Raw genomic sequence first — 11251 nt, forward strand, 5'->3', positions numbered from 1 at the left:
CTCCCCATCCCTAGGTTCGCCACTGCGAACCTCGGTCAGCATCTTACGGAGCGTGGTCGCCGACCGGGAGTCCCAATCCTTTTGCCGGGCATGGGGGGTGACCCGGTACGCTGTTCTCGTTCCGGGGCCTTAGCTCAGTTGGTAGAGCGCTGTCTTTGCATGGCAGATGTCAGGGGTTCGACTCCCCTAGGCTCCACGGAAAGCACCCCCTGTGAACTGCGGAAACGCAGGTCACAGGGGGTTTTCGCATGTCTGGGGCGGGTGGCGGGGGAGGGGGCTGCGGCGGCCTCGGCCGGCTCGCTCGCCCCGTCCCGGCGGGTCTCGTGCCGCCCTCTTCCGTGCCGTGTGTCCCCGGCCGTCCCTCCGGGCGTCGAACGGGGGCCGGACCGGGCCACTGCTCCGGACGGGTGGTGTTCATCGGAAGAACTGCGCGACGGCGGCGACGTTCCGTGGAAATCGGGCGCGCATCCACATCATGAGGAAAGTACGTAAAGCGCGCAAACCGAAATGAACCATTCGAGAACATCACGAAAGCGAGGGGCCATGGCCACCGCCAAGGTCAAGCAGTTCTGGACCGCCTTCATCTCCGTCCTCTTCGCCCTGCTCGCCTCCGTCGGCCTGGCGAGCACCGCCGCCGCCGCCCAGCAGCCCGCCGTCCAGCAGCCGGAGGAGCCGGTCGGTCCGGCCGCCGCCGGTTCCTCCGCCGCCGCGGAGAAGCGGGCCGCACTGGCGTCCGTACCGGCGCAGCGGGCGCATCGGCTGCCGCTGGTCGGGGACCGCTCCCTGCCGCCCACGATCAAGCAGCGCATCGCCGCCGAGGCCCACGGGTCCTCTCCCGCCACCCGGAACCGCTCCGCGGCCGGTGTGACCACCGTCTCCGAGGGCGACGAGCCGGCCGCGCTGACGGAGCTGGCGCTCGCCGCGTCGGCGTAGGGCTCGGGGAGACGACGATGCGCACTCCCCGCACCCGTACCCGTATCCGCACGTCCCCGTACGGCCTCGCCCCGTACGACGCGGGCCCCGGCGGCACCACCTCGACGGAGCCCGGCACGACTCCGCCCCTTCGCGGCCGGATGGCAGGACGATCGAGCACCACTCCGGCCCTTCCCGGCCGGATCTCCGTACCGCCGAGCACCACCCGTTCGTCAGCAGGACCCCGCGGACCCCGTGGACCCCGCAGGCCCCGCGGCTTCCCCGTAGGACGCCGCAGCACCATCGCGGGACCCCACGGCATTCCCGTAGGACCCCGCAGCACCCCGGCAGCAACCAGGACCCCGGCAGTGGATGACAGGGCCCTGGTCACATGCGGTGGGAGTCGGCCGGAACGGCCCGGCGTCCTCCCCGTAAGTCAGCGGCGCTCGTCGTGGTCGCCGGCCTCCTCGGCCGCCGCAGCGGCCTCCGCCTCGGACTGCTTGGCCTCCACCTCGGGGTCGAGGACGTCCCCGCCCTCCTCGTAGGAAGCCAGTACCGCGCCCTCCTCCACCTCGGTGGCGACGGGCGGCTCGACCAGCCAGTCGGGATTGGCCTGCTTGTCCCACCACTTCCAGGCGGCGAACGCGCCGCCGACGACGACGCCCAGGACCAGGAGGCCCTTGGCGAGGCGTCCGGCCCGAGCCCGGCGCTCGTGCTTCCTCACGATCTTCTCGATCTCCCCCGGCGTCACCTGACCGCGCAGCGCGGCCCAGGCGGCGGTGGAACGCGACCCGGCCTCCTCCAGGACGGGACCGGTCGCGGCGACCGCGTGCTCGACACGCGGAACGGTGTAGTCGGCCGCCTGACGGCAGGCCCGGCGGGTCTTGACCGCCGCACGCTGTGCGGCCGCGTCGACCCGCGGCGGAACATGCGGTGCGACGTACGAGTCGTACTGCGCCCGAGCCTGCGCCCGAGCCTGCTGAGCGGCCTTGGAGACCTTCGGCGCGATCACCACACGTGCTTCGTGGGCGTAGTGCGCGGCCTGGTCCTTGGCCGTACCGGCGTACGGCGCCACCGCTTCCGCGGCGTGCAGGACGCTCTCCTTCGCCGAATCTGACGCGGCGCGCACGCTGTCCATGCGGGTCACGGGATTCCTCCTCCTCGGTGGCGACGATGTCGGCTTTTCGCCTTTCCATCCTCTTCGGAATCATGCCCCCAGGAGCCAAGTCCGGCATGTGGGGTGGGCATCCGGGGCATGCGAGGATCGGACACGGCAGCGACAGACGTGACATGACGTGGACGGAAGGCGACCGTGGCCGAGCAGCTGTACGCGATCCTCAAGACCAGCCTGGGTGACATCGAGGTGCGGCTCATGCCGTTCCACGCCCCGAAGACCGTCCGGAACTTCGTCGAGCTCGCCGGCGGTGAGCGCGAGTGGACGCACCCCGGGACGGGCACGGTCTCCTCGGACCCGCTGTACGACGGCACGGTCTTCCACCGGGTCATCAAGGGGTTCATGATCCAGGCCGGCGACCCGCTGGGGAACGGCACGGGCGGTCCCGGCTACGAGTTCGCCGACGAGTTCCACCCGGAGCTCTTCTTCGACCGCCCCTACCTGCTGGCCATGGCCAACGCCGGTCCGGGCACCAACGGCTCGCAGTTCTTCGTCACCGTCGCCCCCGCGACCTGGCTGAACCGCAAGCACACCATCTTCGGCGAGGTGGCGGACAAGGAGAGCAGGAAGGTCGTGGACGCGATCGCGGCCACCGAGACCGACCCGCACACCGAGCGGCCGCTGCAGGACGTGGTCATCGACTCCGTGGTGATCGAGAAGCGCTGAGACGGAAGGGACGGCACCTCTCGTGGAACCGAAACCCTCCGCGCGCGACCACACCGGTGTGCCGCGCTGCTACCGCCACCCCGAGGTGGAGACCGGCATCCGCTGCACGCGCTGCGAGAAGCCGATCTGCCCCTCGTGCATGGTCTCCGCCTCCGTCGGCTTCCAGTGCCCCGACTGCGTGCGCAGCGGTTCGGGGACCGGCCACGCCGCCGACGCCAACCAGCCGCGGACCCTCGCGGGCGGCCGGGTCGCCTCGGACGACCGCCTCGTCACGAAGATCCTCATCGGGATCAACCTCGCGGTGTACCTCGCCGTACTGGCGTTCGGCGACCGGCTCGTCGACGAGCTGGTGCTCATCGGCTACGCCTACAGTCCGGCGCTCGGGGAGCTCGTCGGGGTCGCGGACGGCGAGTGGTACCGGCTGCTCACGGCGACCGTCCTGCACCAGGAGATCTGGCACATCCTCTTCAACGTGCTGGGTCTGTGGGTGATCGGCGGGATCGTCGAGCCCGAACTGGGGCGGATCCGGTACGCGGCCCTGTGCCTGCTCTCCGGGCTCTCCGGCTCCGTGCTGGCCTATCTGGTCGCCGCGCAGAACCAGCCCTCGCTGGGCGCGTCCGGCGTCGTCTACGGCCTGATCGGGGCCTGGGTGGTGCTCGCCCGGCGCCGGCGCCACGACATGCGGCCGGTGGTCCTCTTCGTGGCCCTGTCCCTGCTGATGACATTCACCCGACCGGGGATCTCCTGGGAGGCCCACGTCGGTGGTCTGGTCGCGGGCGCGGTGGTCACGTACGCGCTCGTGCACGCGCCGAGGGCCCGCCGGAACCTGGTGCAGTACGGGGCGCTGGCCCTGGTGCTGCTGATCGACGTGGGGATCGTGCTGGCCCGTTCCGCGGCGCTCACCTGAGCGTGCAGGGCTGTGGACGAGCTTCTCTGTGAGCTTTCCCCAGAGTTATCCACAGTGCGTGGCGGACTCTCCCCACTCTGTGGGGAAAGACTGCGCCCCTCGCCTCTGACCTGGTGTTTCTCCAGGGAGGCGAGGGGCTTTGCCGTCTCGGCCGAGGGTGATTCCGGTCATACCGGCGTCAACCGCGTGCGAGTTATCCACAGATCTTCGTAAGTTATCCAGTGCTGTGCACAACGCTGTGGATAAGTTCAGGGGAGAGCTTGACTAGCAACCGGTACGCCCGCTAGACGGCCGCCGTACCCCCGTCGTTCGCCGCCGTCCGGGGCCGCTGGAGCCAAGGGGGCCCTGGGCTACGGCGCTACTTCCACTGCGTGGAGACGCCGAAGCCGGCCGCGATGAAGCCGAAGCCCACCACGATGTTCCAGTTCCGGAGCGACTCGATCGGCATCGAACCGTCGGTGACGTAGAAGACCACGATCCACACCAGCCCGATGGCGAACAGCGCGAGCATCACAGGCGCCACCCAGCTGCGGCTGGTCAGCTTGATCGAGGTGGCCTGCTTCGCGGGCGGGGGCGTGAAGTCGGCCTTCTTGCGGATCCGTGACTTCGGCACGAGGGACTCTCCTGTCGATGCGCTGCGTGACCGCGCAGGGAACTGTGGCTGGCGCCGGGATGTGACGAAGGAGGACGACTGCGTCCCCCAGGCGTCCGTTAGCGTAGTGGTTCCGCGGCACCGAAGGGGATCAGGGTACGTTGAGCAATTCCGCCGGCACTCCCGAAGGACCGGGCCGCACCGCGAGGTGGCGCCCCGTCCGGGTGCTCACCCTTGCCGTTTTCGCCCTCGCCGGACTGATCTTCGTCACGAGCTTCAACACCGCCAAGGGTACGAACATCCGCACCGACGCCTCGCTCCTGCGGCTCTCCGACCTGATCGAGGAGCGCAGTCACAAGAACGAGGGACTCGACGAGTCGACCTCGGCGCTGCGCTCCCAGGTCGACTCCCTCGCCGCCCGCGACGACGGCTCCACGCGCGCGGAGGACGCGAAACTCCACGCGCTGGAGAAGGCCGCCGGCACCACCGAGATCTCCGGATCCGGTCTCACCGTCACCCTCGACGACGCTCCGCCGAACGCCCATGCCGCCCCCGGCTACCCCGAGCCGCAGGCGAACGACCTGGTCATCCACCAGCAGGACCTCCAGGCCGTCGTCAACGCCCTGTGGCAGGGCGGCGCCGAGGGCATCCGGGTCATGGACCAGCGGCTCATCTCCACCAGCGCCGTCCGCTGCGTCGGCAACACCCTGATCCTCCAGGGCCGCGTCTACTCGCCCCCTTACAAGATCACCGCCGTGGGCGACCGCGGAAAGCTGACCAGGGCCCTCGCGGCCTCCCCGGCGATCCAGAACTACCAGCTGTACGTGAAGGCGTACGGACTCGGCTGGAAAGTCGACGACCACCGGGCGGTGACTCTTCCCGGGTACTCGGGCACAGTGGACCTCCACCAGGCGAAGCCGGTGGGCTGACGCCACGCGCGGCCGGCCGGCCGCCGCCGGGAGCCGACTGCGGGAGGGGCGCTTGCGTCTCGTCGTGAGGACCTTCAGCGAGCTGTGCGTCACCGTCGGCGCCCTGATCGTCCTCTTCGTCGTGTACGTCCTGTACTGGACCGGGGTCCAGGCCGCGAGCGCCAGCGCCGGCCAGATCGACACCCTCCAGCGCGCGTGGACCGACACCCCCGTCCCGACCGCCGCCGCCCCCACCCCCGAGGCCGCGCCCTACGCCCCCGGCAGGGGCATCGCCGTCATGTACGTGCCCCGGCTCGGCAGGGACTGGAAGTGGCCCGTCCTCCAGGGCACCGGCGTCGACACCCTGAAGAAGGGCCTCGGCCACTACGCCGGCACCGCCCGCCTCGGCGCCACCGGCAACTTCGCCGTCGCGGGCCACCGCCGCACCTACGGAGACCCCTTCAAGGACTTCCCCCGGCTGCGCGCCGGCGACGCGATCGTCCTCACCGACGGGACGACCTGGTTCACGTACCGCGTCGACCGCGCCCCCCACCGGACCGTCCCCACCGACGTCGGCGTCATCGACCCCGTCCCCGCGAAGTCGGGATTCGACGGGCCCGGCCGCTACCTCACCCTCACCACCTGCGAACCCGAGTGGGGCAGCAGCCACCGGCTCGTCGTCTGGGCGCACCTCGACGCGACCCTCCCGGTCGCCGACGGTCGTCCACAGGCTTTGGACAGCTGACCCCCGACGGCCCCCTCGCCCCGTACTCTGGTCCCCGTAACGAACAGAAGGGGCGGTCGACGTCATGTACGGCTGGATCTGGCGGCATCTGCCGGGCAACGCGTGGGTGCGGGCGCTGCTCTCGATCGTGCTGGTTCTCGCGGTCGTCTACGTCCTCTTCCAGTACGTGTTCCCCTGGGCGGAGCCGCTGCTTCCGTTCAACGATGTGACGGTGGACGGCCAGTGAGCGCGCGCATTCTCGTCGTCGACAACTACGACAGCTTCGTCTTCAACCTCGTTCAGTACCTCTACCAGCTCGGCGCGGAGTGCGAAGTCCTCCGCAACGACGAGGTCGAGCTGAGCCACGCCCAGGACGGGTTCGACGGGGTCCTGCTCTCGCCCGGGCCCGGCGCACCGGAGCAGGCCGGGGTCTGCATCGACATGGTCCGGCACTGCGCCGCCACCGGCGTGCCCGTCTTCGGCGTCTGCCTCGGCATGCAGTCGATGGCGGTGGCGTACGGCGGCGTCGTCGACCGCGCGCCCGAGCTGCTGCACGGCAAGACCTCCCCCGTCACGCACGAGGGCCGCGGCGTCTTCGCCGGGCTGCCCTCGCCCTTCACCGCGACCCGCTACCACTCGCTGGCCGCCGAGCCCGCCGCCCTGCCGGCCGAGCTGGAGGTCACCGCGCGGACCGAGGACGGCATCATCATGGGCCTGCGCCACCGCGAACTGCCGGTCGAGGGCGTCCAGTTCCACCCCGAGTCCGTCCTCACCGAGCACGGGCACCTGATGCTCGCCAACTGGCTTGAGGAGTGCGGCGACAAGGGGGCGGTCGGACGGTCGGCGGGCCTCGCGCCGGTGGTGGGCAAGGCCGTCGCGTGACGACGGGCTCCCCCTGGTTCCGGCCGTCGAACGATCCGGAGCCCGAGCCGATACCCGCGGACCCGTACGCGGCTCCCTCGCCGTACCAGGAACCTGCCCCGGCGCCGTACCCGTACCAGGAGCAGGCGTACCAGGAGCCCCAACCGGCCTACCGGGAAACCCCGCAGGCCTATCCGGACCCGCAGGCCTATCCGGACCCGCAGGCCTACCCGGACCCGCAGGCCTACCCGGACCACCCGCAGCAGTACCGGCAGCCCGCGCAGCCCCATCCGGACCAGGCGCAGTCGACCACGCGGCCGCAGCCCTACGCGGATCAGGCGCAGCCGTATCCGGAGGCGTCGCAGACGTACCGGCAGCCCCAGCCCGGCTCCTACCCGGCTCCTCAGGAGCCCGCCTACGAGGCGCCCCGGGAGCCCGCCCACGAGGCCCCCCGCGCGACCCCCTACGAGGCACCCCGCCCGACTCCCCGCGAAGACGCCGCCACGGCCCCCTACGAGGCCCCGGAGACCCCCGAAGCCCCTCGGCACCCCTCCCCGGGCGACACGACCGTCCTGGAGGCCGTGGAGCCCCTTCCCGGGCCCGGCCGGGCGGAACGCCGCCGGGCGGCCAAGGGCGGCACCCGGGGCAAAGGACGCCGGGGCGGCCCCGCCACCGCCCCCGCCGCCCCGACGGCCGGAGTCGGCCCGGCCGCCCCGCTCTCCCGCGTCGAGGCCCGCCGCGCCGCCCGCGCCGCCAAGGACAGCGTCGGCGTCGTCGCCAGCCGCGCCGTCGGAGAACTCTTCATCACCTTCGGTGTGGTCATGCTGCTGTTCGTCGCCTATCAGTTGTGGTGGACGAACGTCCTGGCCGGTCAGGAGACGGACCGGGCCAAGGAGCGGATCGAGGACACCTGGGCGAAGGACGGCGCGGAGAAGGACGACAGCAAGCCGGGCGTGTTCGAGCCGGGCGAGGGCTTCGCCATCATGTACATCCCCAAGCTGGACGTCGTCGTCCCCGTCGCCGAGGGCATCAACAAGGCGAAGGTCCTCGACAAGGGCATGGTCGGCCACTACGCCGAGGGCAAGCTCAAGACGGCCATGCCCTCCGACAAGCAGGGCAACTTCGCCGTCGCCGGCCACCGCAACACCCACGGCGAACCGTTCCGCTACATCAACCGTCTCCAGCCCGGCGACCCCATCGTCGTCGAGACCCGCAACGCCTACTACACCTACGAGATGGCGAGCATCCTGCCGCAGACCGCCCCCTCGAACGTCTCCGTCATCGACCCGGTGCCCAAGGGCTCCGGCTTCACCGAGCCCGGCCGCTATCTCACCCTCACCACCTGCACCCCCGAGTTCACCAGCACCTACCGCATGATCGTGTGGGGCAAGCTCGTCGAAGAACGCCCGCGCAGTCAGGGAAAGCCGAAAGCGCTCGTAGGCTGAGTCCCCACACCTCCGGACGGGACGACGGGACGACCTAGTGGCACGCGTGCGTAATCGGATCGCCGGATTCATCAGCCTCTTCGGCGAACTCCTCATCACGGCGGGCCTGGTGCTCGGCCTCTTCGTCGTCTACTCGCTGTGGTGGACGAACGTCCTCGCCGACCGCGCCGCCGACAAGGACGGCGCCCAGGTCCGCGACCGCTGGGCCGACGGACCCGGCGCGCTCGACACCAAGGACGGCATCGGCTTCCTCCACGTGCCGGCGATGGGCAACGGCGAGGTCCTGGTCAAGCAGGGCACCCAGAGCTCCATCCTCAACAACGGCGTCGCCGGCTACTACACCGATCCGATCAAGTCCGCGCTCCCGCAGGACAAGCAGGGCAACTTCACGCTCGCCGCGCACCGGGACGGACACGGCGCCAAGTTCCACAACATCCACAAGTTGAAGAACGGCGACCCGATCGTCTTCGAGTCCAAGGACACCTGGTACGTCTACAAGGTCTACAAGACCCTGTCGGAGACCACGAAGTACAACGTGGACGTCCTCCAGCCCGTCCCCGAGGGGTCGGGGAAGACGAAGCCCGGCCGCTTCATCACGCTGACGACCTGTACCCCCATGTACACCTCCGACTACCGGTACATCGTCTGGGGCGAGCTGGCGCGCACGGAGAAGGTCGACCGCGACCGGACGCCGCCGGCCGAACTGCGCTGATCCGGACGCGGCCGGGCGGCCTGGGCCGGACGCGGCCGGGCGGAGCGGGGGCAGGCGCGCAGGCCGGAGCGGAGGCGGGCGCCCCGGGGCGGCACGCGGAGACAGGGAAGGGCCCCGGCAACCAGTGGTTGCCGGGGCCCTCTGCGTTCCCGCGGGTCACTGCTCGGGCGTCAGCCGAAGATGCCGCCGACGCCGCCGTTGTCCCCGTTGTCTCCGTTGCCGTCGTTCCCGCCGTTCCCGCCGTTGCCGCCGCCCCCGCCGCCGAGCGTCATGACGGTGATCGGCTGCGTGGTCGGGACCGTGGAGCCCTCCGGCGGGTTCGTGCTGAGGACCATGGCGTCCTCCTTGTCCGAACCCTTCTGGACGACGGTCAGACCCATGCCCTGCAGTATGTCCCTGACCTCCTTGAACGGCTTGCCGGTCAGGCCGCCGGGGATCTGGACCTGCGTCTGCTGCGGGCCCTTGGAGACCTTCAGCGTGATCTGGGTCTCCTTGGACTGGTCCGAGGGGCCCTGCGGGGTCTGGTCGACGACGGTGCCCGCGGGCTGGTCGGAGTCGACGTCCTCCCTGGTGATGTTGGTGAAGCCGACCCCGTTCAGCTGCTGGACGGCCTGGTCGTAGCTCCGCGTCTTCACGTCGGGGAGCTGCAGCAGCTTCTGCTTCGCGACGGTGATCGTCACCTCGGAGTTGCGCTCCGCCTTGGTGCCGCCGTCGGGGTTCTGGCGCAGGACCGTGCCGGGGTCCTCGTCGGACTCCTCCTGCTCGACCTTCACCTTGAAGCCCTTGTCCTTCAGGGTCTTCTCGGCGCGCTCCTGGGACTGCTCCTGCACGTCCGGGACCTCGGCCAGCGGGGCGCCCTCGGAGACGAACACCTGGATCGTGCTGCCGGTGTCCATCTTCGCGGTGTTGTCCGCGACCGGCACCTGGCGGCAGATCGTGCCCTTGGGCTGGTCGCAGCGCTCGGTGCCGGCCTCCTGCACCTTCACCTCGGCGTTCGTCGCCCGTTCCGTCGCCACCGCGACGGTCTGGCCGACCAGCTGCGGCACGGTGATCTGGCGGGTGCCGTCCTTCTTGTCGAACAGCGAGACACCGATGAAGATGGCGCCGACGAGGACCAGGATGCCCGCGAGGGCCAGCAGGATCGTGGAGGTGTTCGACTTCTTCGGGCCACCGCGGCGGCGGTCCGGACGGTCGTCGTAGCCGTAGCCGCCGTCGTCCCCGTTGATCGGGGGCAGCATCGAGGTCTGGCCCGCCGGGTCGGCCTGGCGCAGCGCCGTCGTCGGCTGGTCCTCGGGGTAGCCGCCGTAGCCGCCGCCGTACGAGGGCGCCGCCATGCCCATCCCCATGCCCATCGCGGCGGCTGCCGCGACCGGCTGACCGTCGAGGCAGGCCTCGATGTCCGCGCGCATCTCGTCGGCGGACTGGTAGCGGTAGTCGGGGTCCTTGACCAGCGCCTTGAGGACGATGGCGTCCATCTCGGGCGTGATCTCGTGGTCGAAGTTGCTCGGCGGCTGCGGCTCCTCGCGCACGTGCTGGTACGCGACCGCGACCGGGGAGTCCCCGATGAACGGGGGACGGACGGTGAGGAGCTCGTACAGCAGGCAGCCCGTGGAGTACAGGTCGGAGCGGGCGTCGACCTGCTCGCCCTTGGCCTGCTCGGGGGAGAGGTACTGGGCCGTGCCGATGACCGCGGCGGTCTGCGTCATGGTCATGCCCGCGTCGCCCATGGCGCGCGCGATGCCGAAGTCCATGACCTTGACCTGGCCGGTGCGCGTCAGCATGACGTTCGCGGGCTTGATGTCACGGTGCACGATGCCGGCGCGGTGCGAGTACTCCAGGGCCTGGAGGATGCCGACCGTCATCTCGAGGGTGCGCTCGGGCAGCAGCTTGCGCCCGGAGTGCAGCAGCTCACGCAGGGTCGACCCGTCGACGTACTCCATCACGATGTACGGGATGGAGACCCCGTCGACGTAGTCCTCGCCGGTGTCGTAGACCGCGACGATCGCCGGATGGTTCAGCGAGGCGGCGGACTGTGCCTCACGGCGGAACCGGGCCTGGAAGGACGGGTCACGGGCCAGGTCGGCCCGCAGCGTCTTCACGGCGACGGTGCGGCCGAGCCGGGTGTCCTGCCCGAGGTACACCTCGGCCATGCCACCACGGCCGAGCACCGAGCCCAGCTCGTACCGGCCGCCGAGGCGACGCGGCTCTTCCATAGCTAATCCAGCCCTCTCCGTCTGTCCCGACCGCACCCATGGGTGGTCCGGCGGTGTGTGCTGTTCGCGGATACGGTACCGGCCCCGGGGAGACGTTCCGCCCGGGGCCGGTAGCTGATACCTGACCGGTACCTGGC

The 11251-nt window shown here is 70.6% G+C and carries 12 protein-coding genes and 1 tRNA gene; 10 read left to right on the forward strand and 3 right to left on the reverse strand.

Going from position 1 to position 11251, the window contains the following annotated elements; all coding sequences use genetic code 11:
* The first annotated feature begins 123 nt into the window (after positions 1-123).
* Both ACY0MR_RS18685 and ACY0MR_RS18690 read left to right on the forward strand, forming a co-directional pair.
* Positions 124-196, forward strand: a tRNA-Ala gene (locus ACY0MR_RS18685).
* 347 nt (positions 197-543) lie between these two features.
* Complete coding sequence (locus ACY0MR_RS18690; protein ID WP_473554194.1) at positions 544-933, forward strand: DUF6344 domain-containing protein; 390 nt, start codon at positions 544-546, stop codon at positions 931-933.
* Between the two features lie 415 nt (positions 934-1348).
* Here ACY0MR_RS18690 and ACY0MR_RS18695 read toward each other — a convergent pair whose 3' ends face one another.
* Positions 1349-2059 carry a DUF5324 family protein gene (locus ACY0MR_RS18695; RefSeq protein ID WP_361847459.1) on the reverse strand — a complete coding sequence of 237 codons (711 nt, stop codon included), beginning with the start codon at positions 2057-2059 and terminating at the stop codon, positions 1349-1351.
* Positions 2060-2224: 165 nt separating this feature from the next.
* Here ACY0MR_RS18695 and ACY0MR_RS18700 point away from each other — a divergent pair, with 165 nt between their 5' ends.
* On the forward strand, positions 2225-2752 hold the full coding sequence (locus ACY0MR_RS18700; RefSeq protein ID WP_473554197.1) for a peptidylprolyl isomerase: 528 nt from the start codon (positions 2225-2227) through the stop codon (positions 2750-2752).
* Between the two features lie 22 nt (positions 2753-2774).
* Complete coding sequence (locus ACY0MR_RS18705) at positions 2775-3659, forward strand: rhomboid family intramembrane serine protease (protein WP_361847453.1); 885 nt, start codon at positions 2775-2777, stop codon at positions 3657-3659.
* A gap of 358 nt (positions 3660-4017) precedes the next feature.
* Here ACY0MR_RS18705 and crgA read toward each other — a convergent pair whose 3' ends face one another.
* Positions 4018-4272, reverse strand: a complete 255-nt coding sequence (gene crgA, locus ACY0MR_RS18710; protein WP_148003368.1) for a cell division protein CrgA — start codon at positions 4270-4272, stop codon at positions 4018-4020.
* Positions 4273-4412: 140 nt separating this feature from the next.
* On the opposite strand from crgA, the gene ACY0MR_RS18715 reads away from it, so the two are divergent.
* From ACY0MR_RS18715 to ACY0MR_RS18740, 6 genes are all read left to right on the forward strand, one after another.
* Positions 4413-5180, forward strand: a complete 768-nt coding sequence (locus tag ACY0MR_RS18715) for a DUF881 domain-containing protein (protein ID WP_388807181.1) — start codon at positions 4413-4415, stop codon at positions 5178-5180.
* Between the two features lie 52 nt (positions 5181-5232).
* Entirely contained in the window at positions 5233-5904 is a 672-nt protein-coding gene (locus tag ACY0MR_RS18720; RefSeq protein WP_388807183.1) for a class E sortase, read from the forward strand.
* A gap of 64 nt (positions 5905-5968) precedes the next feature.
* Positions 5969-6130 (forward strand): hypothetical protein, encoded by a 162-nt coding sequence (locus ACY0MR_RS18725; RefSeq protein WP_017240377.1) that lies wholly within the window; start codon positions 5969-5971, stop codon positions 6128-6130.
* Positions 6127-6765 carry an aminodeoxychorismate/anthranilate synthase component II gene (locus tag ACY0MR_RS18730; RefSeq protein WP_388807186.1) on the forward strand — a complete coding sequence of 213 codons (639 nt, stop codon included), beginning with the start codon at positions 6127-6129 and terminating at the stop codon, positions 6763-6765. Before ACY0MR_RS18725 ends, ACY0MR_RS18730 begins: the two co-directional genes overlap by 4 nt.
* Entirely contained in the window at positions 6762-8189 is a 1428-nt protein-coding gene (locus ACY0MR_RS18735) for a class E sortase (protein ID WP_473554202.1), read from the forward strand. Before ACY0MR_RS18730 ends, ACY0MR_RS18735 begins: the two co-directional genes overlap by 4 nt.
* 37 nt (positions 8190-8226) lie before the next feature.
* The gene (locus ACY0MR_RS18740) at positions 8227-8901 is read left to right on the forward strand and encodes a class E sortase (protein WP_473554205.1); all 675 of its coding nucleotides are present in this window, start codon (positions 8227-8229) and stop codon (positions 8899-8901) included.
* A 170-nt stretch (positions 8902-9071) separates the two neighbouring features.
* Here the strand turns inward: ACY0MR_RS18740 and pknB are convergent, their stop codons facing one another.
* On the reverse strand, positions 9072-11114 hold the full coding sequence (gene pknB, locus ACY0MR_RS18745; protein WP_473554207.1) for a Stk1 family PASTA domain-containing Ser/Thr kinase: 2043 nt from the start codon (positions 11112-11114) through the stop codon (positions 9072-9074).
* Positions 11115-11251: the final 137 nt, after the last annotated feature.

The organism is Streptomyces sp. JN8, from assembly GCF_055808075.1.